This is a genomic window from Pseudooceanicola sp. LIPI14-2-Ac024, assembly GCF_042188925.1.
Taxonomy (GTDB): domain Bacteria; phylum Pseudomonadota; class Alphaproteobacteria; order Rhodobacterales; family Rhodobacteraceae; genus Pseudooceanicola.
Genome location: NZ_CP170102.1, coordinates 3077681 through 3100161 on the forward strand (window position 1 = coordinate 3077681; position 22481 = coordinate 3100161).

At 69.7% G+C, this 22481-nt stretch carries 21 protein-coding genes; 9 read left to right on the forward strand and 12 right to left on the reverse strand.

The window, feature by feature from the left end; genetic code table 11:
• From ACE2AC_RS15130 to ACE2AC_RS15150, 5 genes are read left to right on the forward strand one after another with little or no spacing between them, the layout of a single operon-like run.
• Positions 1 to 897: an ABC transporter substrate-binding protein gene (locus ACE2AC_RS15130; protein WP_375688263.1), complete on the forward strand. Its 897-nt coding sequence runs from the start codon at positions 1 to 3 to the stop codon at positions 895 to 897.
• Positions 894 to 1877 carry a FecCD family ABC transporter permease gene (locus ACE2AC_RS15135; RefSeq protein WP_375688264.1) on the forward strand — a complete coding sequence of 328 codons (984 nt, stop codon included), beginning with the start codon at positions 894 to 896 and terminating at the stop codon, positions 1875 to 1877. Before ACE2AC_RS15130 ends, ACE2AC_RS15135 begins: the two co-directional genes overlap by 4 nt.
• Positions 1874 to 2626: an ABC transporter ATP-binding protein gene (locus ACE2AC_RS15140; RefSeq protein ID WP_375688265.1), complete on the forward strand. Its 753-nt coding sequence runs from the start codon at positions 1874 to 1876 to the stop codon at positions 2624 to 2626. Before ACE2AC_RS15135 ends, ACE2AC_RS15140 begins: the two co-directional genes overlap by 4 nt.
• The gene (locus ACE2AC_RS15145; protein ID WP_375688266.1) at positions 2623 to 3276 is read left to right on the forward strand and encodes an adenosylcobinamide amidohydrolase; all 654 of its coding nucleotides are present in this window, start codon (positions 2623 to 2625) and stop codon (positions 3274 to 3276) included. The genes ACE2AC_RS15140 and ACE2AC_RS15145 overlap by 4 nt, the downstream gene beginning before the upstream one ends.
• Positions 3269 to 3562: a DUF6925 family protein gene (locus tag ACE2AC_RS15150; protein WP_375688267.1), complete on the forward strand. Its 294-nt coding sequence runs from the start codon at positions 3269 to 3271 to the stop codon at positions 3560 to 3562. The genes ACE2AC_RS15145 and ACE2AC_RS15150 overlap by 8 nt, the downstream gene beginning before the upstream one ends.
• A gap of 75 nt (positions 3563 to 3637) precedes the next feature.
• On the opposite strand, the gene nagA is transcribed toward ACE2AC_RS15150, so the two are convergent.
• The 9 genes from nagA to ACE2AC_RS15195 form a co-directional block, all read right to left on the reverse strand.
• Positions 3638 to 4768, reverse strand: coding sequence for an N-acetylglucosamine-6-phosphate deacetylase (gene nagA / locus ACE2AC_RS15155; RefSeq protein ID WP_375688268.1), 1131 nt, complete (start codon positions 4766 to 4768; stop codon positions 3638 to 3640).
• Positions 4765 to 5544, reverse strand: coding sequence for a glucosamine-6-phosphate deaminase (gene nagB / locus ACE2AC_RS15160; protein ID WP_375688269.1), 780 nt, complete (start codon positions 5542 to 5544; stop codon positions 4765 to 4767). The genes nagA and nagB overlap by 4 nt, the downstream gene beginning before the upstream one ends.
• Positions 5544 to 6632 (reverse strand): ABC transporter ATP-binding protein, encoded by a 1089-nt coding sequence (locus ACE2AC_RS15165; RefSeq protein ID WP_375688270.1) that lies wholly within the window; start codon positions 6630 to 6632, stop codon positions 5544 to 5546. Before ACE2AC_RS15165 ends, nagB begins: the two co-directional genes overlap by 1 nt.
• Before the next feature lie 12 nt (positions 6633 to 6644).
• Positions 6645 to 7472: a carbohydrate ABC transporter permease gene (locus ACE2AC_RS15170; RefSeq protein WP_375688271.1), complete on the reverse strand. Its 828-nt coding sequence runs from the start codon at positions 7470 to 7472 to the stop codon at positions 6645 to 6647.
• Positions 7469 to 8347, reverse strand: coding sequence for a carbohydrate ABC transporter permease (locus ACE2AC_RS15175; RefSeq protein ID WP_375688272.1), 879 nt, complete (start codon positions 8345 to 8347; stop codon positions 7469 to 7471). Before ACE2AC_RS15175 ends, ACE2AC_RS15170 begins: the two co-directional genes overlap by 4 nt.
• Positions 8348 to 8367: 20 nt before the next feature.
• Positions 8368 to 9651, reverse strand: a complete 1284-nt coding sequence (locus tag ACE2AC_RS15180) for an ABC transporter substrate-binding protein (protein ID WP_375688273.1) — start codon at positions 9649 to 9651, stop codon at positions 8368 to 8370.
• A gap of 50 nt (positions 9652 to 9701) precedes the next feature.
• Positions 9702 to 10433: an SIS domain-containing protein gene (locus ACE2AC_RS15185; RefSeq protein ID WP_375688274.1), complete on the reverse strand. Its 732-nt coding sequence runs from the start codon at positions 10431 to 10433 to the stop codon at positions 9702 to 9704.
• Positions 10433 to 11176 (reverse strand): GntR family transcriptional regulator, encoded by a 744-nt coding sequence (locus ACE2AC_RS15190; protein ID WP_375688275.1) that lies wholly within the window; start codon positions 11174 to 11176, stop codon positions 10433 to 10435. The genes ACE2AC_RS15185 and ACE2AC_RS15190 overlap by 1 nt, the downstream gene beginning before the upstream one ends.
• A 92-nt stretch (positions 11177 to 11268) precedes the next feature.
• On the reverse strand, positions 11269 to 12765 hold the full coding sequence (locus ACE2AC_RS15195) for an FGGY-family carbohydrate kinase (RefSeq protein WP_375688276.1): 1497 nt from the start codon (positions 12763 to 12765) through the stop codon (positions 11269 to 11271).
• A 345-nt stretch (positions 12766 to 13110) separates the two neighbouring features.
• On the opposite strand from ACE2AC_RS15195, the gene ACE2AC_RS15200 reads away from it, so the two are divergent.
• Positions 13111 to 13713, forward strand: a complete 603-nt coding sequence (locus tag ACE2AC_RS15200; protein ID WP_375688277.1) for a hypothetical protein — start codon at positions 13111 to 13113, stop codon at positions 13711 to 13713.
• Positions 13714 to 13726: 13 nt separating this feature from the next.
• Positions 13727 to 14830: a cache domain-containing protein gene (locus tag ACE2AC_RS15205; RefSeq protein WP_375688278.1), complete on the forward strand. Its 1104-nt coding sequence runs from the start codon at positions 13727 to 13729 to the stop codon at positions 14828 to 14830.
• Here ACE2AC_RS15205 and ACE2AC_RS15210 read toward each other — a convergent pair.
• The 3 genes from ACE2AC_RS15210 to ACE2AC_RS15220 form a co-directional block, all read right to left on the reverse strand.
• Complete coding sequence (locus ACE2AC_RS15210) at positions 14817 to 16802, reverse strand: glycosyltransferase family 2 protein (protein WP_375688279.1); 1986 nt, start codon at positions 16800 to 16802, stop codon at positions 14817 to 14819. The genes ACE2AC_RS15205 and ACE2AC_RS15210 overlap by 14 nt on opposite strands.
• A 1-nt stretch (position 16803) precedes the next feature.
• Positions 16804 to 17967 carry an HlyD family efflux transporter periplasmic adaptor subunit gene (locus ACE2AC_RS15215; protein ID WP_375688280.1) on the reverse strand — a complete coding sequence of 388 codons (1164 nt, stop codon included), beginning with the start codon at positions 17965 to 17967 and terminating at the stop codon, positions 16804 to 16806.
• 94 nt (positions 17968 to 18061) lie between these two features.
• Positions 18062 to 19078: a glycosyl hydrolase family 8 gene (locus ACE2AC_RS15220; RefSeq protein ID WP_375688281.1), complete on the reverse strand. Its 1017-nt coding sequence runs from the start codon at positions 19076 to 19078 to the stop codon at positions 18062 to 18064.
• 292 nt (positions 19079 to 19370) lie between these two features.
• On the opposite strand from ACE2AC_RS15220, the gene ACE2AC_RS15225 reads away from it, so the two are divergent.
• Both ACE2AC_RS15225 and ACE2AC_RS15230 read left to right on the forward strand, forming a co-directional pair.
• Positions 19371 to 19919, forward strand: coding sequence for a hypothetical protein (locus ACE2AC_RS15225; protein ID WP_375688282.1), 549 nt, complete (start codon positions 19371 to 19373; stop codon positions 19917 to 19919).
• Positions 19916 to 22480 (forward strand): HWE histidine kinase domain-containing protein, encoded by a 2565-nt coding sequence (locus ACE2AC_RS15230; RefSeq protein ID WP_375688283.1) that lies wholly within the window; start codon positions 19916 to 19918, stop codon positions 22478 to 22480. The genes ACE2AC_RS15225 and ACE2AC_RS15230 overlap by 4 nt, the downstream gene beginning before the upstream one ends.
• Position 22481 lies beyond the last annotated feature (1 nt).

A 22481-nucleotide genomic window follows, 5' to 3' on the forward strand; every position in this document is an offset into this window, starting at 1 on the left:
GTGGTCCTGAACCGGCACATCCTCGGTCCGTTTCTGGCCCTGTCGATGACCCTGCCCGGCGCCGTTGCCGGGCAGGGTCACGGCCGGTCCGTCGCGGTGAGCGGGGAGGTTCGGTCGGACACGGCGCCCGAGCGGCCGCAGAGGGTCGTGTCGATGAACCTCTGCACCGATCAGCTGGCCATGATGCTGGCGGCACCCGGTCAGCTGCTGTCGGTCGGCCACCTGTCCACCGATCCGCGCGGTTCGGCGATGGCCGATCAGGCAGGGAACTACACGATCAATCACGGCATGGCCGAGGAGATCTGGCTGATGCAGCCCGACCTCGTCATCACCGGCAGTTTTTCGAACCGCGCAACGGTGGACATGCTGCGTCGGCTCGGCGTGCCGGTCGCGGTGCTCGAACCCGCCTACGGGCTGTCGGACATTCCCGATCGCATCCGCGAAGTCGGCGTGGCGCTTGGCCGTGAAGAGGCGGCCGAAGAGGTGGTTCGGGATTTCGAGACGCGGCTGGCCGCGCTGCAGGACGATGTTGCGCACCGCCCGCGCGCGGCGCTCTACTATGCCAATGGCTATACCTCGGGCGACAAGACACTGGCGGGCGAGATCATCGCCACCGCCGGTTTCGACAATATCGCGACCGAGGCCGGGTTCCCGATGGGCGGGGTGATGCCGCTCGAGGTGCTGGCGCTGTCCGACCCTGACGCGGTGATCTCGGGCAAGCCCTATCCCGGTGCCTCCCGGTCCGAGGAGATCCTCGACCACCCGGTCGTCCGCGCGCTGCGCGAGAAGTCTGTCGGCGCCGTGCTGACCGATCGCGACTGGATCTGCGGCACGCCGCATGTCCTGCGCGCGGTCGAGGAGATGCGCGATGTCCGCCGCGCGATGGAGACGGAATGAAGACCCTCTACACAGTTCTCGGGGTGCTGGTGGCGGTGCTTTGCCTTGCCTCTCTCTGCATCGGACCGGCGGATGTCGGGATGATGGACAGCCTGCGCGCGCTCTTCGGCGGTGACGAGGGGCCGCTGACGCTGGTGATGCGGGAAATCCGGCTGCCGCGGATGCTGCTGGCGGTGATGATCGGCGCCTCCCTGGGCCTCGCAGGGGCGGCGATGCAGGGCTACCTGCGCAACCCGCTGGCCGAACCGGGGCTGATCGGCGTCTCGGGCTCCGCTGCGCTTGGCGCCGTGATCGCGATCCAGACCGGGTTGTCGGCGGCATATGTCCTGGCCCTGCCGGTGGCGGCGCTGGCCGGGGCGCTGGTGGCGGTGGTGATCCTGCTGGCGATGGCCGGGCCGCGCGGCGGATCGCTGACGCTGATCCTTGCGGGCATCGCGATTTCCGCGATGGCGGGCGCGCTGACCTCGCTGGTGCTGAACCTCTCGCCCAACCCCTTTGCCGCGAACGAGATCGTGTTCTGGATGATGGGTTCGCTCGCCGACCGCTCGATGCTGCATGTCTGGCTGGCGCTGCCCTTCATGGCCATGGGCTGGGCGATCTTCGCCACGCTGGGCCGCGGCCTCGACGCGCTGACGCTGGGCGAGGATGCGGCGGCCTCGATGGGGATCAACCTGCGTCACCTGCAATGGGGCGTTGTGATCGCCACTGCCTGCGTCGTCGGCGCGGGCACGGCGGTGGCGGGGGCCATCGGCTTTGTCGGCCTCGTCATCCCGCACATCCTGCGCCCCTTCACCGGCGGGCGGCCCGGCGCGTTGCTGCTGGCCTCGGCGCTTGGCGGGGCGGCGATGCTGCTGGCCTCGGACGTGGCGGTACGGCTGATCCTGCCGGGGCGCGACCTGAAGCTGGGCGTGGTGACGGCGCTGGTCGGGGCACCGTTCTTCCTGCACCTCGTGTGGAAAACGCGGAGGGAACGGGCATGAGCCTGCTTGAACTGCGCCATCTCTCGGTCACCCTTCGGGGCCGTCCGGTCCTGCAGGCCGTGTCGCTGGACGTGGGGGCGGGCGAGTTCGTCGGACTGATCGGTCCCAACGGGGCGGGCAAGACGACCCTGATGCGCGGGGCGCTCGGCCTGATCGAAGAGGTCGACGGCCACAGTTCGCTCGCCGCGCTCTCACCCGATGCCCGTGCCCGTGCCGCCGCCTGGATGCCGCAGGCGCGCGAGATTGCCTGGCCCGTGACGGTCGAGACTTTGGTCAGCCTCGGCCGGCTGCCGCATGGCCGCAAGGCAGGGCCCGCGGACCGCGCGGCCGTGGACGCCGCCATCGCCCGCATGGGGCTTGAGCCGTTGCGGCACCGCACCGCGACACGGCTCTCGGGCGGGGAGCAGGCCCGCACCCTGATCGCCCGGGCGCTGGCGCAGGAGACGCCGCTTCTGATGGCGGACGAACCCACCGCGGGCCTCGACCCCTCGCACCAGATCGCGACGATGGAGGTCTTTGCCGGCCTCGCCCGCGACGGCCACGGGGTGCTGATGTCGCTGCACGACCTCGGTCTTGCCGCGCGGCACTGCACCCGTGTCGTGGTGGTGGCCGGGGGCGGGGTGATGGCCGACGGCCCGCCCGCCGCGGTGCTGACCGACGACCTGCTGGCGCAGGCCTTCCACATCTCGGCCTTCCACGCCGAAACGCCCGACGGTTCGGTGTTCCAGCCGCTGAGGGTGATCCGGTGAGCGTGACGCTGGCCCAGCCCTGGCTCGATTTCGACCTCGGCGAGGAGATGCAGGTGCTGAGCTTTGCCCCGCACCGCCCCGGCATGGTGACCGCCCGCCGCATCCTCTGGCGCGAGGTGCGCAATGCCGACCTGCCAGAAGAGCTCGACGCGCGCGACTGGCTCGCGCAGGAGCTTGCGGCCCGGCAGGCGGCGGACGCGGTCTGTTTCCTGACCTCGCGCCAGATCGCCACCTACGTCGCCTGCGAGGCGACCTGCGGCGACACGCGGGCCATGGCGGTGGCGACCGTCGGCCTGTCGAACGCCGAGCGTGTCGGCACCCGGCTGGACCGCAGCCAACAGGATTGGGGCACGATCAACGTGGCGGTACGCCTCGACCGGGGCCTGACCGACACCGCGATGATCGAGGCGATCACCATCGCGGCGCAGGCCCGCACGGCCGCCGTGATCGAGGCGCGCCACGACCTGCTGACCGGCTGGGCGACGGGGACGGGCACCGACTGCCTGGCCGTCGCAGCCCCACGCGGTCCAGCGGAGTACGCCGGATTGCACACCGAGATCGGCGAGGCGATCGGCCGGGCGTGTCATGACGCCGTCCTGTCCGGGGCCCGCGAATGGCAGGCCATGAGACGAGCGTCGCGCCATGCCTGACCTGTCCGACGTCATCCGAACCGCGCTGGACGCACCCGAAACCGGCTGGTCGATGGGGTCTTTCGGTGCCATCGCCGAGTTCCGCCATGTCGAGGGCGATCCCGAGGCCGCGGCCCCCGGCCCGTTGGCCCGGGTCAGCGACCGGGGCGGCGTGGCGTTCACCGACCTCGGCGCCGTGGTGCCGGTAGCGTGCGAAACGCTCAGCCCGCGCGCGGATCGCTGGGGCCGCGACCGGGCCTGGAACGCCGCGGCGCATGCGGATTTCCAGAGGCTGGCCCGGGCATGAGCCCCCGCGGACCTTGCCACCGCCTTCATCTCGCTCCGTGCTGCGGGATCGGTCGCGACCGGCGACGCCCTGCCGTCACCAGGCCAAGCCGTCGACCAGCCCCCCGGTTGCCTGCCACGCCGCGTCGAGGAACGTGAGGCTGGCGCGGTAGCCCGGCGCGAGCAGCCCCAGCTGATCACCCAGCCCCATCACCCGCGCCGGCGTGGCCGAGGCCATGCGCACCGCCGCCTCGGGCGTGGTGCCGGCGGAATGGATCATCGTCCGCACCGCGCTGTCGAGCCCGAGGTGCGCCCCGGCCAGCGTGCCGTCCGGCCCGGTCAGGCGGCCCTCTTCCAGCCGGACGGGCGTGCCCATCAGGTCGAAGCCGGGGTCGGTTCCGGCAAAGGTGCGCATGGCGTCGGTGACGAGGAACAGGCGGTCCGGCATCATCCGCGCGGCCAGTTGCAGGTTCAGCGGATCGACGTGGTGGCCGTCGGCGATGATCCCGGCGCACAGGGACGGGTGCGTCAGTGTGCGGGTCACGATCCCGGGTGCACGGCCCTGCGGCGGTGGCATCGCGTTCCAGAGGTGGGTGATGCCGACCAGCCCCTCGTCCACCGCGCGGTCGATCTGCTCTGCGGTCGCGGCGCTGTGGCCGGCGAAGACGCGTACGCCGCCTTGGGCCAGCCGCCGAATGGCGCCATCCGGCTGTTCCTCCGGCGCAAGCGTGAGGAGGAGGGGGATGCCCGCGCCCTCGAGCCGCCGCAGGTCGGCCTCGGTCATGCGACGGATGGCATTGGCCGGGTGAATGCCCGGCCGGCGGGGAGAGATGAACGGCCCCTCGAGGTGCAGGCCAAGCACGCCTGGCATGGCGCGCTGCCGGGCGAGGTGCACGGCATCGATCGCGGCGTGCCAGGCGTCGTCCTCGGCGGTGATGAAGGTGGGCAGGATATGCGCGGCCCCGCCCTGCCGCGCCCCCGCGACGATCCGTTCGACCGCATCGTCCGTCGGCGCGTCGTTGAACTGCACGTCCGCGGCGCCGTTGATCTGCAGGTCGATGAAGCCCGGCGCGGCAACCTCGACAGCCAGCGCCCCGCGCGGCACGACGGCCGGGGCGGGGGAGATGTCGCGGATCCGGCCCGCCGCGACCTCGATCAGGCAGTTCCGGCGCGCGGGCGCGCCGGTGCCGTCGTAGAGCGTTTCCGCGTGGATCAGCCGGACCGTCACAGCGGGGCCTCCCCGCCGCCGGGATGCACCGTCTCGTAGTAGTCGCGCAGGCGCAGGTCGGCGGCGGCCTCGGGGTCGAGGATCATCGTCGCGCTCGGGTGCAGTTGCAGGGCCGAGGCGGGGCAGGCGGCGGACACTGGCCCCTCGATCGCGGCGGCGACGGCTGCGGCCTTGCCGGGCCCGGTGGCCAGCAGGACGCAGGACCGGCTTTCGAGGATGGTGGCGATGCCCATGGTGATCGCGTACCGCGGCGCCTCTTCCTCCGGGCCGAAGAAACGGGCGTTGGCGGCGCGCGTCTCGGCGGTCAGCGTCTTGACCCGCGTGCGCGACCCGAGGCTCGAGGTCGGTTCGTTGAAGCCGATGTGCCCGTTTCCACCGATGCCCAGCAGCTGCAGGTCGATCCCGCCCGCCGCGGCGATGGCGGCGTCGTAGCGTCGCGCTTCGGTGGCCGGATCGGATGCGGCGCCGTCGGGCAGGTGGGTCCGGCTGCGCCGCAGGTCGGCCGCGTCGAACAGGAGGCGGTTCATCGTCGCGCGGTAGCTCTGCGGGTGGTCCCCGGCAAGCCCGACGTATTCGTCGAGGTTGAAGGTGGTCGTGCCCGACAGGTCCAGCGTCCCGGCCGCCAGGCGGTCGCGCAGCAGGGCATAGACCGGCTCCATCGTGCCGCCGGTGGCAAGGCCGAGGACCGCGCCGTGGCGGGCCGCGACCGCGTCGCAGAGGATGTCCGCCGTTCGGCAGGCCGCCGTCGCGGTGTCGTGGCAGATCAGCACCCGCATCAGAGCCGCTTCCCGTCGCCGCCGAAGAGGAAGCAGTCGGCGCCCCGGATGCCGAAATCGACACTGTCGCCGGGGGAAGGCAGGGCGCGGCGCGGCACTTCGGCCACAATGGCGGTGTCGCGACCGGCGTCGGTGTAGAGGTAGGCGGTGCCGCCAAGGTTCTCGACCACCTGGGCGGTCAGGGTGACGCCCCGGCCCGCGCCGTCGGGAGCATCGAAATCCTCGGGCCGCAGGCCGAGGGTGACCGCGCCTTGCACCGCCGAACCCGCGTCGCGCAGCGGCACCTCGAGCCCGGTGATCCCCAGCCGGGGCACGTCGACCAGCGCCCCACCGGCGGGGCCGCGCCCGGTGATCGTCGCGGGCAGGAAGTTCATACGCGGGCTGCCGATGAATCCTGCGACGAAGATGTTGTCCGGGTCGGAGTAGAGCTCGGTCGGGCGGCCGACCTGTTCGATCACCCCCTTGCGCAGCACGACGATCCGGTCGGCCATGGTCATCGCTTCGGTCTGGTCGTGGGTGACGTAGATCATCGTGGCGCTCAGCCCGGCATGCAGGCGCGCGATCTCGAGCCGCATCTGCACGCGCAGTTCGGCGTCGAGGTTCGACAGCGGTTCGTCGAAGAGGAACAGCACCGGGTCGCGCACGATGGCGCGGCCGATGGCCACCCGCTGGCGCTGGCCACCCGACAGCTCGCGCGGCTTGCGATCCAGCAGTTCGGTGATCTGCAGGATCTCGGCCGCCTTGCGGACCGTCTCGACCCGCTCGGCCTTGGGCACCTTCGCCATTTCAAGGCCGAAGGCCATGTTCTCGGCCACCGTCATGTGCGGGTAGAGCGCGTAGGTCTGGAACACCATCGCCAGCCCGCGGTCCGCAGGTTCGGCGTGGGTCACGTCGCGGCCCGCGATCTCGATCGTGCCGGCGCTCGGGTCCTCGAGCCCCGCGATCATCCGCAGCAGCGTGGACTTGCCGCAGCCCGACGGGCCGACGAAGACGACGAATTCACCCGGATTGATCGACAGGTCGAGCGGCGGGATCACCTCGGCATCGCCGAAGGACTTGCGCACGCCGCGCAGGGTCACCTCACCCATGGCATTCCTTTCTCATTTCACGGCGCCCTCGGTCAGGCCGGCGACGAACCAGCGCCCGACGAAGGCGAAGAGGACGACCACCGGCAGGATCGACAGGCTCGCCCCCGCCAGCAGCAGGCCCCAGTCGATCTGGTACTGCCCGATGATGCCCGAGAAGCCGACCGGCACCGTGCGCTTGGCGTCGGACAGGATCATGACCGAGGCAAAGACGTATTCCGTCCAGGCGGTGACAAAGGCAAAGACGGCCACCGCCGCGATCCCCGGTGCCACCAGCGGGATCATGATGCGCCTAAGCACGGTCAGGGGCGATCCGCCGTCGAGGCGCGCGGCCTCCTCGATCTCGGCCGGGATGCCGGCAAAGAATGACCGCAGCAGCCAGACGGCAAACGGCAGGGCAAAGGCCACGTTGACCAGCACCAGTGCGATGCGGCTGTCGATCAGCCCGACCTTGGCAAAGATGCCGAAGAGCGGGATCAGGATCACGATCGAGGGGAAGGCATAGGCCAGCAGGATCGCGCGGTAGAGCGCTTCCCGCCCCGGGAAAGACATCCGGAAGAACGCGTACCCCGCCGGGATCGCGAGCAGGAGCGTCAGCACGGTTGAGGCCGTGGCCACGATGAGGCTGTTCATCATGTAGACCGGGTAGTCCGAAGCGGCGAGCAGTTTGGAATAGTGCTGCAGCGTGAAGCTCTGCGGCACCATCGTGGGCTCGCGCGCGATGATCTCGGCCGGTGCCTTGACCGATCCGGTCAGCACGAACCAGAACGGCAGGAGGACCAGCGCGGCGAGCAGCACCAGTACGGCGGCCAGCGCGATGTTCCAGCGGAGCGTGCGTGTCATCGGGCCTCCGGCGGGCGGGCAAGCCAGCGGGTCGCGACCACGGCAAAGCCCATGAGGAAGAGGGTGGCCAGCACGGCGACCGCCGCGGCCTCGGACATGCGGTAGGACTTGAAGGCGGTTTCGTAGATCAGCACCGGCAGCGTGCGGGTGCCGTCCGCCGGACCACCTGCGGTCATCAGCCAGATGATGTCGAAGACGTTGAAGCTGAGCAGTGTCCCGATCACCAGAAGCACACCGAGCGTGGGTGCCAGCAGCGGCCAGGTGATCCGGCTGAACCGCTTCCAGGGTCCGGCGCCGTCGATCCGCGCGGCCTCGTAGAGGTCGCCGGGGATGCGGGTCAGCCCGGCCAGCATCATGAGCGTGATGAAGGGGAACCAGCGCCAAGAGTTGATGAAGACCAGCGTGGCGAACGCGGTGTCGGGGCTGGCAAAGAAGCCTACGGGCCGGTCGATGATCCCCGCCTGCATCAGCAGCGGGTTCACGATCCCGCCCGAGGTCGAGAAGAGCCAGCGCCAGATCATCACCACCACGACCGTGGGAATGATCCAGGTCAGCACGATCCAGGTCCGCGCGATCCGCACGCCCGGGAACGACTGGTTGAGGGCCAGCGCGGCCAGCAGGGCCAGAACCGTCTGCAGCGCGGCATTGGTCACCACCCAGAGCAGGCTGAGCCAGGTCGAGGACCAGAAATCGCCGTCGGTCAGGACCTCGCGGTAGTTGGCAAGGCCGACCCAGGCGCCGACGGTGCCGACCGACCGGACATCCTGCAGGGACAGGACCACCGCCTGCGCAAGCGGCCAGACCAGCAGGGCCGCAAGGAACAGGATGGCCGGGCCGATGAAGGCATAGGGCATAAGGTGCCTTGGAAGTTTCATCGGCCCGGCTCCGTCTCAGATCACTCGGTCAGGTCCGTCATGCGGGCCTGGCCGGCGGTGACCGCCTCGGCCGGGTCCATGCCCTTGACCGCGATGGATTGCAGCGTTTCGGCCAGCACGTTCTGGGCCGAAATCGCGGCGATCGCCGGGAACACGCGGCCCGAGGTGAAGCCGAACAGCATGCCGTTCTGCGAGTTCTCGATCACCGTCTCGATCTGCGGCTTGTACTTCTCGACCATCGGGTCGCTCCAGAAGCTTTCGGCCTCGGCGCCATCGGCGGTCACGGGCATGAAGAGACCCGGCTCCATGTTCAGGAAGCGGCCGTAGTTCTCGGGCTCAAGAAGCCAGCGGATGAAGGTCTTGGACGCCTCCATCTTTTCCTCGTCCTGGCTGAGCAGCATCACCGCGTTGGCATAGGCGATGGTGTTGTGATCGCCGCCGTCCTTCGACGGGATCGCGGCCACGCCCAGGTCGGCGGCATCGCCTTCGGCCTGGGTGTCGTAGGTCGAGATGACCGAGAACTGCATGATCATGCCGCAGCTTTGCGAGGCGAAGCAGGCTTCGGCCTCACCCCACGTCCAGGACGGCGCATCCGGCGGGGAGTACTGCAGCATGTCGTTGTAGAACGTGTAGGCCTCGACCGTTTCGGGATTGTCGAAACGCAGCGTGCCGTCCTCGTTGTAGATCTCGGACGCGCCGCCGTTGGCCATCACCGAAAAGACGGTCTGGTCTGTGTAGAGCTGCTGGTTCGCCGGCAGGCCCATGCCGTAGGCGCCGTCGGCGGTCAGCGTCTCGGCGGCGGCCTTCCACTCTTCCCAGGTCGTGGGAACCTCGATGCCCGCGGCCTCGAGCACCGAGGGGCGGTACCAGAGGTTCATCGACATGTTGTAGAGCGGGACGGCCCAGACGCCGTCATCGTAGGAATATGCCTCGACCGCGGAGTCGATGAAGTCGTGCTCACCGTCCAGCTCCTCGACGAAATCCGCGACCGAGGTCAGGGCGCCGACGCCCTTGAGGATCGGCGTGAAGTCGGGGATCGCGAACAGCATGTCGGGACCGGCGCCCGCCGCCAGCGCGGCCGGGGCCTTGGCATAGACCTCGCCCCAGTTCTGCGGCTCCTGCTTGACCGTGATCTCGGGGTGGCTCTCGTTGAACTCGTCCAGCAGCATCTGCACGCGCTCGACGCGGTGCGGCGGCTGTTCCATGTGCCAGAGCGTCAGCTCGGTCTGGGCTGCCGCGCTCAGCGGCATCAGCGCCGTCAGCGCCGCGCCGGCCAGAAGGTGGGTTCTGCGGAAATGGGTCATCGTATGTGCTCTCTCTGCTGGTGGGTGGAAGGCTCTTGTCGGCCCTTGGCTCATCTCAAATGCGGGTTGCGGTCGCGGTAGCGGGCCACGAGGCGGGCGTTGTTCTCGGCCGCGTCAGGCATGTTCGCGCTGCGGAACACCGGCGGATCGCCGTCCTGGGCGAGGGCATGGGCGACCTCGACGACGATCGCGTTGAGGATCGCCGCGCCGACGACCGTCGACGCCGGACCCGCCCGCAGATCGCTGCCGGGCAGGGCGGCGATGGCGTCGCCCGCCTCGATCCCGTTGTCGATCACGATGTCGGCCAGGTCGGCCAGGCGGGTGCGCCCCGCCGCCGCGGCGGTGGAGTAGTCGAGCGAGGTCAGCGCAACCACGGTCGCCCCGGCCTCGCGCCCGATCCGCGCGGCGTCGAGCGGCGCGGCGTTCACCCCGCTGTTCGAGATCACGATCAGGACGTCGCCCTGCCCCAGGCCGTAGCGCGCGATGATCGGCGCGACGAGGCCCTCGGTGCGTTCCAGCGCGGAACCCGACACCGCGCCCTCGTGCAGCATCGTCGCAGCCGACAGGATCGGCACGGCGCAGGCCAGTCCGCCCGCGCGGTAGAGCACCTCTTCGGCCAGCATGTGCGAATGGCCGGTGCCGAAGACAAAGAGCTGCCGGTCGGCCCGCGCGGCCGCGGCGACGGCGGCGGCGGTGACCTGGATCGCATCCGCCGTCGGGCCGGACTTCAGCGCGTCGAGCAGGGTGGACAGGCGGTCGAGGTAAGCATGCGCCGCGGTCATCACTCGGTGCTCCCCAGCGAGAGGTGGACTTTCATGTTGAAGGCGTCGCCTCGGTAGAGCGACCGCACGAATTCGAAGGCCTGCCCCTCCGCGTCGCGGGTCAGACGCGTCAGCCGCAGGATCGGGGCGCCCTCCGGCAGGTTCAGCCGGTGCGCCGTCTCGCCTTCGGCCGCGGCGGCCTCTAGCGTCTGTTCGGCGGTCGTCGGGGCGATGTCGAAGGCGGTCCTCAGGCGGGCATAAGTCGATTGCCGCGCGAAATCGGCACCAGCGAAGAAGCCGGGCGTGATGGCGGCGATGATCTCGCTGATCTCGATCGCGACCGGGGCGCCGTCGACCAGGCGGATCCGGGTCAGCCGGTGCACCTGGGCGCCCGCCGGCAGGCCGAGCGCAAGGGCGGTTGCAGGGTCGGGGTCGCGGGTGGCGGCCTCGACCACGATGGACGAGCTTTCGCGGCCCTGCCGGGCCATCGCCTCGGAAAACCCGGTGAGGGTTGTCAGTTCCTGCTGGATCGCCCCGGAGCGGACGAAAGTGCCGCGCCCGACCTGCGCTTCGAGCAGTCCGCGCTTGGTCAGGTGCTGGAGCGCCTGGCGCGCGGTCATCCGGCTGATCTGGCGGTCGCGCGCCATGTCGCGTTCCGACGGCAGGCGCTCGCCCTCCATCAGCCGGCCGGCGCGGATGTCGGCTTCGATGTCGCGCGCGATGGCGAGGTAGCGGGGCAGGTCGGGTTCAGCGGTCTTATCCATTCCTAATATTGGTATATGCCAATTTCTGACATGCAAGCAAATTCGCTGCCGCAGCCGTGTTGCGGCAGGCTTCCGGCGCAAATCGCGGGCTGTCAGCGGGTCAGAAGCCTGTCGCGGCAGGTGGCATAGCGGGCCCGGGCCTGTTGCCACGCGGCCGCGTTCCGCCCGCCGGGGCGGTGCAGACGGTGACCGAGTTGCCGGAGGCCCGCGCTGGCCGTCGCGATGTCCGGATGGGCGCCGGTCATCACCGCGGCCAGCATCGCCGCGCCGCGCGCCCCGAACTCTGCCCCGTCGGGGACCATCACGTCGCGGCCCAGGACCTCGGCGATCATGTCGCACCAGAGCGGGCTGTTGCTGCCGCCGCCGGTCAGGGTCAGAGGGGCGTCAGGGGCAAGTGCCAGCAGGTCGGCGAGGTCTGCCATGGCGAACGCCACCCCCTCGTAGACCGCGCGCAGCATGTCGGCGCGGCCATGCGCCGGGGTCAGCCCGGCAAACTGGGCGCGGGCCGTCGGGTCGGCCACCGGCGCGATGATCCCGCTTTCGCTGAGGTAGGGCAGGTAGGACAGGCCGCGCGCGCCGACCGGGACGGCCGCGATCTCGGCGTTCAGGCGGTCGAAACCGTCGGGTGCATCGACCAGGTCACGCGCCAGGACCGACATCGCCCAGTCGAGGTTCAGCGTGCCGGCCACGTTGACCATGGCGCGGTACCACGTCCCGCCGGGCAGCGAGAAGAGCAGCCCGAGGTCGGGCGGCGTGAAGACCGGCGTTTCCGACACCACGCCCAGCATGCAGGTGGTGCCGAGAACGGCGGTCGCCGCCCCGGGCACGAGGCCGCCCGCCCCGATGACAGTCGCCGGCACATCCCCGGCGCCGACCGCGACGGGCAGCCCCTCGGGCAAGCCAGTGGCGGCGGCGGCGGCGGCGGTCAGGCGTCCGCCTTCGGCGGTGCTGTCGAGGGGCGCGGGAAACAGGTGCGCCAACCCGTCGAGCCCGAAGAGGCTGCGCATCGCCGGGCTGACGGTCTGCGCCCGCGCGTCGCCCGGTGCGACGGCAGCCTCGGTCCGGTCGATGGCGACGCGCCCGGTCAGGCGGGCGCGCAGGAAGTCCTTGTAGGACACCGCCGCGGCCGCCCGCGCGACGGTCTCGGGGTCCTGCGCGGCAAGCGTGGCCAGCAGCGGCAGCGTGCAACCCTGCTGCATGACCGAACCGGAGGAGGCAAAGATCTCGGACATCAGCCCGGGCCGTTCCGCGATCATGCGGTCGAGCATCGGCTGGCTGCGGCTGTCTTCCCAGTTGATGCCGGGCCGCACCGGTGCCCCGTCGCGGTCGAGCAGCCAGAGCCCGACCATCGCCGCCGTCAGGCCCAGCCCGGTGATCTCGCCGGGCGCCACGCCGGCCTTTGCCACCACGTCGCGCAGGACGGCGCAGGTGGCGGACCAGCAAAGCTCGGGATCGGCCTCGACCCGGCCGTCGCCGGGCCGCCGCAGCGGCGTGCGGCGGGTGGCGACCGCGATCATAGTGCCGTCGGTGTCGAAGCAGGCCGCCTTGACCACCGAGGAACCGGCGTCGAGGCCCAGCACGTAAGTCATTGCAATCCTTCCGGGGGCATCTGTTCAAGCGGTTCGATTACTTGGCCGCGCCGCGGCCCGTCGTCAAGCTGCGGCTTGGTCGCGGCGGCCGGGCAGGTCCTGTCCGACCGCCAAATGCCGGCATTCATGCCACCCGGCGGGATCACGCCGGGATCGGGGCGCGCCGCCATTGTCGGCCGCCGTCCGATAACATACGCAGAAGAAACAGCTTTGTTAGCGGACGGCCCGCAGGACGCGTCAAAGCAGCGCCCGACCGGCACCGTTTCCACAGTTTTGCTGCAATTCTTTCCGATCATGCCGGCGCAGAGTCCCGTCTCTCACCCGCGACGCAACCGAGGAGCCAGGATGAACACGGCAACCGCCCGCCCCCATGCGAAAACGACACGCGCGGCCTGCGGCCTCGTGCTGGCTCTGCTCTGTGCCGAGGCCGCGCAGGCGGACGGGGAATTCTTCCAGCTCGACATCGCGGAGGGGGCGACCGACAGCAGCCTTGCGATCACCCGGGGGCGGCTGAACCTCGGCGCCTCCTACGCGCGGTACGATGGCGGCAGCGCCGCCAGCATGTCGGTCCTGTGGTCCCTTCCGCTCGACGGTGTTGGCACTTTTAAGGTCGGCCCCAGCCTGGCCCGGACGCTCAGCGACACCGATCCAAACGAGACGCAGTTCGGCGCCAAGGTCTCGTTCGAACGCTGGGCTCCGACCGGGTTCGGTCATCTCTTCGTGCTGGGGGACTACAGCACCATCGACAACACCTACTTCGGGCTGGTGCAGGCGGGCTTCGGCACCACGGGCGTCGCGGCCGAGGTCTCGGTCGGGGGCAGCGACCACTACAGCGCTGTCTCGGCCGCCCTGACCAAGCGGATCGGGCAGGGGCCCGTCGTCCTGCGGGCGGGCTACAAGTTCAAGGCGGAAACCGTGTTCGTCGGTTTCGCCGTCAACACGTTCTGAGGAAACGCAGCCCATGGCAGACAGATCGCCCCGCGGATTGCTCACCTTGGCGCAGGCCGCCTACGGCTTTGTCGCGCTCTCGGTCCTCGTGCTGGCCGTGGCGGGGGCAACGCTGTTCCTGGCCCGGTCCGAAACCGTTCTGGACGAGGCGCTGGACAGCGCCGTGCGCAAGCGGACCGAGGCGGCGGGGCAGGATTTCGCGCGGACGCTGCATGCCGACTGGGCCGATCTCAAGCACCTCGCGGCAACCCTCGACGGGGGCGATATCGAAGGCATCGGCGGCGTGATGGCGGGGATGCGCGGCGATGGCGCCCGGATCTCGTGGATCGGCTACGCGGGGGTCGACGGCACGGTGCTTGAGGCCTCGGACGGTCTTTTGGTCGGTGCCGACGTCAGCCAGCGGCCGTGGTTCCGAAACGGCCTGCGTGCGGGCTTTGCCGGCGACGTGCACGATGCGGTCCTGCTGGCCAAGCTGCTGCGGCCCGAGGGCGGAGAGCCGTTGCGCTTCGTCGACCTCGCCCTGCCGGTCCGCGACCGGGGCGGAGAGCTGACCGGCGTCCTCGGGATGCACATCGACGCAAGTTGGGCCGAACGCGCACTGACCGAGATGGCGCGCAGCCTCGGGATCGACCTCTACCTCATCAGCCAGTCCGGCGAGGTCGTCATGTCGACCGGCGGTGCCGCGCCCGGCGCGGGCGAGCTGAGGCTGCTGTCCGCCGCGCGGTCGGGAACCGAGGCCGCGGGCCGCGCGGCTTGGCCGGACGGGCGAGAGTACTTCACCACCCTCGTCCCGAACGTGGCCTACGCGGACCTGCCGAGCTTTGGCTGGCGACTGGCCGGGCGGCTCGATGCCGCGACCTTCCGGCCCGGGCTGCACACCCTCGTCGGGTCGGCCCTGTTGGCGGCGGCGGTCGCGCTCGCCGCGCTGGCGCTGCTGACCTACCTTTTCGTGCGGATCTACATCCGGCCCATCGGATCGCTCGTCGACAGCGCGACCCGGCTGGCGGCGGGTGAGGATGCCTATCCCCGCGAACGCAATTCCACCCGCGAGGCGGCGGATCTCTCGGCGGCCCTCGCGCGGTTGCAGGCCCGCCGGCAGAAGGTCACCGGCTCCTGACCGACAGGCGTTCGGCCAGGTCGCCCAGCAGGGCCGAGGCCCGGACGTTGGCGACGCCCGGCGCGCTGCCCTCGGCATAGAACCGTACGAAGAAGGCGTCGCGCTGCGCCGCGTCCGGCAGCAGCTGCACCCGCGCGCCGTCGGCGGTCGGGCGGATGACATAGGCCTTCACCCTGCCGGGCACGCCCTCGATCTCGATCGTGCCGCGCGTCTCGGCCGGAAAGACCGCGCCGCGCAGGCGCACCGTGTCCATGGTGAGCGAGGTGATCCAGAGCGTCCATTCGTCCCCGTCGCCATCGGCGCGGAAAGTCACCCGCTCGGGCCGGTCGGCGACATGGACCTCGGCGCGCGGGAGCTCGATGCAGGACAGCACGGCGAGGCCGAGGACCAGCAGGTTGTAGAGCGTCCAGAACAGGATCACCCACTTGCCATCGCCGGCGTCGCTGTAGGCGAACCCGTCGGCAAAGATGCCCAGGGTCAGGCCCAGCACCGTCAGCACCAGGAGGGCCGCGAAGGGTGCCATCATCCGCCACTGGACGACGACCCGGTTGCGGTCGCCCCCCTTGGCGGTGACCGAAAACGGATGCCCCTTGGGGCGCGTCAGGCCGGTCACCGCCGCACGGGTGATGGGAATCGAGCTGATCAGCTGGCTGACGTCATGCAGTACCGGCACCACCATGCCGGGCGACAGCAGGTTCATCACCGCAAGGGTCCAGACGTAGTAGGTGGCAAAGTACCGGATCACGTCGGTCAGCGGCGCATCGACGACGATCACGTTGCCGAACCAGTAGAGCAACGGAAAGGCCACCGCCGCCAGCCGGAAGGCAAAGCTGGGCAGCCAGTAGAACACCGAGTCGATCACGCTCCACCGGTCGCGCAGGCGCAGCCCGTTGCGCCGGAACGGCCCCATCGAGGACCGTGCAATCTGCATCAGCCCCAGGCACCAGCGGGCGCGCTGCGTGATGTATTCCTTCAGCCCCTCCGGCGCCAGCCCCTCGGACAGGGGCTCGTTCAGGTAGACCGTCTTCCAGCCGTTGGCCTGCAGGGTCAGCGACATCAGGAAATCCTCGGTCACGCTTTCGGTCGGAAAGCCGCCGACTGCCTGGACCGCCTTCCAGCGCGCGATGGACGAGGTGCCGCAGCAGATCGTGATACCCCAGCCGTCGCGGCAGGGCTGCATGTGGTCGAAGAAGAACCGCTGTTCGTCGGGGTAGGACCGGGTGATGCCCAGGTTGTGCTGGATCGGGTCGGGATTGAAGAAGTGCTGCGGCGTCTGGACCAGCCCGACCTCGGGGTTATGGAACAGCGCCAGCGTGCGCGAGATGAAGCCCCGGTGCGGCACGAAGTCGGCGTCCAGCACGGCGACGAAATCCGGCGGCACCGGCTCTTCGGCCAGTCGGGCCAGCGCATGGTTGATGTTGCCGGCCTTCGCGCCCTTGTTGTCGGGCCGGCGCATGTAGCGCACCCCCAGTTCGGCACAGAAATCACGCAGCCAGTCGCGGCGGCTGTCGTCGAGGACGATGATGTCCTTGTTCTGGTGCCTGAGGGAGCGCGCGCCGACTATCGTGCGTTCAAGGATGTCGCGGTCCTCGTTGTAGGTGGCGATCAGGATCGCGACCTTGGGTTCGGCGTCGCGCCACCAGCCGGCGTGGTCCGTCGCCTCGTCGCTGCGCAGCCGGATCCGGGACATGATCACAAAGGCGCTGAGCGACCCGATCAGCGCCAGCATCTCGAGCGCGAATAGCGTGCCCGAGGCGATGAAATCGACGCTCAGCCCGACCGGCGCCAGGGTCTCGGTCAGGCGCCACCACGCGTAGCGCAGTGCCAGCAGGAACGAGACCGCGAAGAGCGCGGCGCGATGACGGTTGTTGGTCCGGTCGACGATTGACGGCAGGATCAGCGCTATGCCGGCGATCAGCCACAGGTGGGTGACGCTCGACCCCAGTCCGCCGAGGTGCGGGAATTCCAGCATGTCAGCCGCGCAGCCAGTCGAGCGGCCGCCGGTCGAAGAATGCGCGCCCGGTCTGCCCGATCAGGCAGCCGGCCTCGGGGTCGGTCGCCAGTCCGGGCACCTGCAGCATCACGTCAAAGCGTTCGAGGTGCTTCTGGCTGGGTGCGACGGCGAGGTGGTCATAGACCGTCGCCGCGCCGGACCCCGCCAGCCGGGCCACCGTGGCATCGAAGACCTCAGATTGACCTTCCAGCCGGAAGGTTGCCGCCTGGCCGATCCTGAGATCGTTGTAGATCCGTTCGGTCACCGACAGCGTGACCATCACCCGGTCGCAATTGACTAGCCGCAGGATCGGGTCGCCACGCTGCACGGTGACGCCGTCGGCTTGCAGCACCTCCCAGTAGAGGCCGTTGACCGGCGCGCTCATCTCGCCGCCGCGCAGCGCGTTGACGCGCACCCGCTCGCGGTCGATCCGGGCCTGGATCGCGCCGATGCGGGCCTGCGCGGCGGCCAGCGCGCTCTGCTGGCCCGAGATGACGGTGTCGAGCTCGGTCGCGCGTTGCGCGGCATTGGGGGAATCGTTGTAGCCGTCGCCCAGGAACACCCCCGCCTCGGCGGCGTTCAGGGCGATCTCGAGGACCTCGACCCGCTCGCGCGCGTGATCGAGGACGAGGGCATCGACCAGCGGTTCGCCCGGCACGCGGCCCTGCAGGTCGGCCAGCCCGTCGATCAGCCGCTGGTCGGCATCGTCGGGAAAGTCGCCGTCGTCCAGCAGCGCCAGCCGGATGCGCGCGTGGTCGAGCCGGGTGCGCAGCTCGGCCAGCCGTTCGTCGCGAAAGGTTTCGGACCGGTCGACCAGTTCGGTGCGCACGGTCTGGGTCGCGTCGATGTCGGCCGACAGGCGCGCGGCCTCGGCCTTGGCAAGCTCGTGCTCGAGGATCAGGTCGTTCAGGCGGATCGTGTCGACCAGCCCGTCGGTGACGGTCGCCAGCACCTCGCCCTGCGCCACGCGGGCGCCGTAGGACCGGTCCGGCATGTCCAGCGTCCCGGCCACGTCCGACCTTACCGTGACCACCGGAGCGTTCACCACCGCGTCGGCACTCGCCCCTGACATCTGCTCTCCGACGATGATCCAGACGGCGACGAGGATGACGATGAGACCGATGAGGAGGCGGGCGTATTTCATGGGGGGTCCTTGGAGGGGGAAGGCGGGTTGCAGGGTCTGTCGGGCCGACTCGGACGCGGGGCCCGGGGGAACAAGGCTGCCATGCCGAAGCGGTTCAATTGTGGCGTTCGCGTGCAGCCACGTGGCAGAGCAGCTGGAGTGTTGCAGGATAGTACGGCTGGACGGCGGGATCCCGCGCGTCGATCCGCGGGTTCTTGCCGGAGGCAAGGGTCTCGATGGCCCGGTACCCGGGCTGATCGCTTTCGGCGAGGATGCTGCCGTCGGGGGCAAAGCTGACTGCGACGTGCCCGGGGTGGGTCGCGCGGCGCATCGCGTCGCGCATGACCACGGCGGCCGGGTGGTCCGCCATGCCCGACCACGCAAGGTAGAGCGGCACGCGCAGGGCGTCGTAGCTCGACCGCATGGCGTGGTCCCGTGGCGGGGCGACACCGTCGCCGGTGACTTCGATCCAGTCCGGCACGGGGCCGGCGGCGGCCAGCGCGCGCAAGAGGTTGTCGCCGTGGTCGGCGGTGGCCGTCAGCGCGGGCAGGCCGAAGGCCGCGCCCAGGTCCCGAAGCGCGCGCAAATGGTAGTAGGACGGGTTGACCAGCACGCCCGCATCGTCCCGCCGCGCCTCGGCCCCGGGCCGGAGGAGCAGGGCGCCCGGTACGCCCGGGTCGGGGGCAAGGCACAGGGCGACGATGTAGCGGCAGATCGCCTCGACCACGGACAGGTCGACCGGCCAGCCGGACACCCTTGCGGCCCTGAGCAGGGCCCAGGCCCTGAAGAGGTCCCCGTCGGTCGCGTTGTGCCAGTCGATGACGTGTTCGGCCCGTGCCGGGTCCCAGGCCCAGGACATCAGTGCATCCTGCCGGTTGGCAAGGCTGCGCCGGGTCCAGTCCTCGATCAGGTCAAAGCTGTCACGGTCGTCGAACGCCTGCGCAAGGAGGAGCGCGTAGCCCTGGCCTTCGGAATGGCTGATACCGCCTTGGCCGTCGTCCACGACCCGCCCGTCCGGGGCGAGGAACCGGGCGCGCCATGTTGCCCACGCCTCGGGTGCGTCCCACGCCACGGCGGCGCGGGGCAAGAGCGGAAGCGCGGCAAGGCCGGCGATCAATGGGCGTCGTCTCATGCCGCCATGCTGGCAAGTCCGCGCCCGGACGCAAGGGGGGGCATCGCCCGGCCGCGTGGATTCCTGCCACCGCTGGCGCCCGGACCGCGGTGCCCGAAATCCGCGCAGCAGGGTTTGGTCGCCCGCCGCGAGGATCGGCGCCGCTTGACCCTGTGGCCGCGGCAGATATCCCGTCAGGACAGACAAAATTCATGAAGCATCAAGTTCCGGGGAACCATTTGGGCGGATGAATGTTGATCAAGTCGGACAAGGCGCAGGCTCAGGGTGAAACAGCATTTCCGGACAGCGGTCGATGGCAGCGCGCATCGGTGAAGAAGTGACGACCGACTTCAGGTCGCAGCTGCGGGACGTGACGGCCGAGCGGCACCGGATCCTCGACGGCCGCATGGGGGGTATCGACCTTTCAACCCCTTGTGGCCGCGCGACTTTCCAGGAAATCCACGACATCGCCAACGCCCGCGTGCTGGCCGCCTGCGACGGTCAGGCGGCCGAGGCGACCGACTATGTCAGACGTGCCGCACCCGTGACACGCGGTGCCGGGTCTGACCGGCCCGCGCCCGCGGATCGCCCCATCCACCCCGACGCGGTGGCCTACGTGATGCTGGGCTCTCAGCTCGGGCTGGCCTTCCTGCGCAAGTCCGTGCCCGAGGCTCTGCGCACCGGCATTCTCGCGCGCGAACCCGAAATCGCCGCCTGGCGCAGTTTTCTGGCCCGGATCGTCGCCACCCCGCCCGAGGGCGAGCTGCGCGACCGGATCCTCGCCGACAGCACCCGCGTCTTCGACATCTTCCTCGACGCCACAGACCAGATACTTTCAGCCCATCACCTCCGGACAGAATGAACCAATCCTACATTTCGACCGACACGCCCGTCGACCTCACCAATTGCGATCGCGAGCCCATCCATATCCTCGGCAACGTCCAGTCCTTCGGCGCGCTGGTCGCGATCTCGGCCGACTGGATCGTGCAGCACGCCTCGGCCAACTGCGAACAGCTCCTCGGCATCCCTGCCGAGACTATGATCGGCCTGCCGCTCAAGCGTTTTCTTCCTGCCGCCACCATCGAGAAGCTGCGTCACAAGCTGGGGGCGAATTCGCACGAGAACGCAGTGATGCGGATGTTCGGCATGGATGTCTTCGAGGACGGTCGGCCGTTCGACATCAGCGCCCACCAGTCGAACCACAGCTATATCCTTGAGTTCGAGGCCAAGTCGCGCGGGACCGAGCATGACGAACTGGCCATCGTGACACCGATGATGCGCCGGATCGCGGCGCAGAAGGACCTGCTGGGCGTGTCGCAGGCCGCGGCCCAGCAGCTGAGAGAGCTGGCCGGCTTCGACCGCGTCATGGTCTATCAGTTCGGCCCCGAAGGCGACGGCACCGTGATCGCCGAGGCCAAGGACGACGCCGATTCCGAAACCTACCTCGGTCTGCATTTCCCGGCCTCCGACATTCCCCGGCAGGCGCGCGAGCTCTACAAGCGCAGCCACCTTCGGCTGATCGCGGATGTCGACGACAAGGTCGCGCCGATCCTGCCGCAGTTCAGCCCCGAGGGCGAGCCGCTGGACCTGTCGCTGGCGGTCTCCCGCGCGGTGTCGCCGATCCACCTCGAATACCTGCGGAACATGAAGGTCCGCGCGTCGATGTCGGTCTCGATCATCATCCGGGGGGAGCTGTGGGGCCTGTTCGCCTGCCATCACCGTGAACCGCTCTACGTCGATTACGAGCGCCGTACCGCGATCGAGCTCCTGGCGCAGTTCTACGCCTACGAACTCGAACGGCGCGAGGCGCGCGAGATCGCGGACACCGTCGGTCGGGCACAGCGGTTGCACGACCGGCTGATGATGGGCCTCAGCTCGGGCGAGGACCTGGCCAGCGGGTTCCGCAGCATCGCGGGCGAGATCGGCAAGGTGATCCCGCACGACGGCATCGCGCTCTACATGTCGGACAGCTACACCACGCTCGGATCGGCCCCGTCCGAGGCCGATTTCCAGCCCATCGTCCGGTTCCTGAACACCGCCGCCGCCTCGCGCGTCTATGCCACCGACAACCTGGTCGCGCGGCTGCCCTCGATGGCCCACGCGGTCGGTTCGTGTGCCGGCATTCTCGCGATCCCGATCTCGCGCCTGCCACGCGACTACATCGTCCTTTTCCGGACCGAGGTCGCCCGGCAGGTCACCTGGGCCGGCAACCCGCACAAGCCGGTCGAGGTCGGCAGCTACGGCGCCCGTCTGACCCCGCGAAAGAGCTTCGAGGTCTGGAAGGAAGACGTGGCCAACCGCAGCATGAGCTGGTCGCCCACCTCGCTCCGCGCGGCCGAGGCGATCCGCGTCACCCTGCTCGAGGTCGTGCTGAAGCTCTCGGACGAGATGAACGCCGAGCGCAAGCGCGCGCAGGACCAGCAGGAGTTGCTGATCGCCGAGCTGAACCACCGGGTCCGCAACGTGCTGGGCCTGATCCGGTCGCTGGTGGCGCAGTCCCGGAAATCCGCCAGCTCGATCGAGGAGTTCTCCTTTGCGGTCGATGGCCGCATCCAGGCCCTCGCAAAGGCGCATGACCAGCTGACCGAGACCGAATGGTCGCCGGTGGCATTCGCCGATCTCGTGAACATCGAGCTGAAGGCCTACCTCTCGGACGACCAGGCGCGGGTCGCGATCCTGGGCACCCCCGTCAAGCTGGCACCCGAGGCGTTTTCCTCGATCGCGCTGGTGTTCCACGAGCTTGTGACGAACTCGGTCAAATACGGCGCCCTGTCGACCGCCGATGGCCGCGTCACGGTCGAGGTGGACCGGCGCGACGACGGCTTCTTCCGGCTAAGCTGGAGCGAGTCCGGTGGGCCCGCCGTCAAACCGCCCGAGCGGCGCGGTTTCGGCACGACGATCATCGAGAAGTCGATCCCCTTCGAGCTCAAGGGCCACGCCGAGCTGCAGTTCAAGCTGACCGGCGTGCAGGCGGAGTTCCTGATCCCCGAACGCTTCGTCACCGAGATGGCCGAGCAGGAGGCCCCTGCCGTCGTGGCCGCGGAACCGGTCGCCCGCCCGGCCGGCAACCCGCTGTCCGGCACTGCCCTCATCGTCGAGGACAACATGATCATCGCGATGGACGCCGCCGACATCCTCGGGGACATGGGGGTCGACAATGTGCACACCGCCTCGACCGTGGCAGAGGCGCTGCGCATCATCGAATCCCATCAGCACAGCTTTGCCGTGCTCGACGTGCACCTCGGGGCCGAAACCAGCCTGCCGGTGGCGCAGGTGCTGAGGTCCAAGAACGTGCCCTTCATCCTGGCCAGCGGCTACGGCAGCCAGTCGGATTCGCTGGCCAAGTTCCCGACCGCGCCAATCGTCACCAAGCCGTTCACGGCGCAATCGCTGTCGCGGGCGGTGCAGGGGCTCTGGAAATAGG

What these genes read in the sequence shown, in the direction of transcription:
- ACE2AC_RS15135 (WP_375688264.1), top strand. Translation starts at nt 894, where the DNA reads ATGAAGACCCTCTACACAGTTCTCGGGGTGCTGGTGGCGGTGCTTTGC.
- ACE2AC_RS15140 (WP_375688265.1), top strand. Translation starts at nt 1,874, where the DNA reads ATGAGCCTGCTTGAACTGCGCCATCTCTCGGTCACCCTTCGGGGCCGT.
- nagB (WP_375688269.1), bottom strand. Translation starts at nt 5,544, where the DNA reads ATGCGGGTGCTGATCTGCCACGACACCGCGACGGCGGCCTGCCGAACG.
- ACE2AC_RS15205 (WP_375688278.1), top strand. Translation starts at nt 13,727, where the DNA reads ATGGCAGACAGATCGCCCCGCGGATTGCTCACCTTGGCGCAGGCCGCC.
- ACE2AC_RS15210 (WP_375688279.1), bottom strand. Translation starts at nt 16,802, where the DNA reads ATGCTGGAATTCCCGCACCTCGGCGGACTGGGGTCGAGCGTCACCCAC.
- ACE2AC_RS15175 (WP_375688272.1), bottom strand. Translation starts at nt 8,347, where the DNA reads ATGAAACTTCCAAGGCACCTTATGCCCTATGCCTTCATCGGCCCGGCC.
- ACE2AC_RS15190 (WP_375688275.1), bottom strand. Translation starts at nt 11,176, where the DNA reads ATGGATAAGACCGCTGAACCCGACCTGCCCCGCTACCTCGCCATCGCG.
- ACE2AC_RS15220 (WP_375688281.1), bottom strand. Translation starts at nt 19,078, where the DNA reads ATGAGACGACGCCCATTGATCGCCGGCCTTGCCGCGCTTCCGCTCTTG.
- ACE2AC_RS15150 (WP_375688267.1), top strand. Translation starts at nt 3,269, where the DNA reads ATGCCTGACCTGTCCGACGTCATCCGAACCGCGCTGGACGCACCCGAA.
- ACE2AC_RS15195 (WP_375688276.1), bottom strand. Translation starts at nt 12,765, where the DNA reads ATGACTTACGTGCTGGGCCTCGACGCCGGTTCCTCGGTGGTCAAGGCG.
- ACE2AC_RS15185 (WP_375688274.1), bottom strand. Translation starts at nt 10,433, where the DNA reads ATGACCGCGGCGCATGCTTACCTCGACCGCCTGTCCACCCTGCTCGAC.
- ACE2AC_RS15170 (WP_375688271.1), bottom strand. Translation starts at nt 7,472, where the DNA reads ATGACACGCACGCTCCGCTGGAACATCGCGCTGGCCGCCGTACTGGTG.
- ACE2AC_RS15180 (WP_375688273.1), bottom strand. Translation starts at nt 9,651, where the DNA reads ATGACCCATTTCCGCAGAACCCACCTTCTGGCCGGCGCGGCGCTGACG.
- ACE2AC_RS15165 (WP_375688270.1), bottom strand. Translation starts at nt 6,632, where the DNA reads ATGGGTGAGGTGACCCTGCGCGGCGTGCGCAAGTCCTTCGGCGATGCC.
- ACE2AC_RS15200 (WP_375688277.1), top strand. Translation starts at nt 13,111, where the DNA reads ATGAACACGGCAACCGCCCGCCCCCATGCGAAAACGACACGCGCGGCC.
- ACE2AC_RS15230 (WP_375688283.1), top strand. Translation starts at nt 19,916, where the DNA reads ATGAACCAATCCTACATTTCGACCGACACGCCCGTCGACCTCACCAAT.
- ACE2AC_RS15225 (WP_375688282.1), top strand. Translation starts at nt 19,371, where the DNA reads ATGGCAGCGCGCATCGGTGAAGAAGTGACGACCGACTTCAGGTCGCAG.
- ACE2AC_RS15215 (WP_375688280.1), bottom strand. Translation starts at nt 17,967, where the DNA reads ATGAAATACGCCCGCCTCCTCATCGGTCTCATCGTCATCCTCGTCGCC.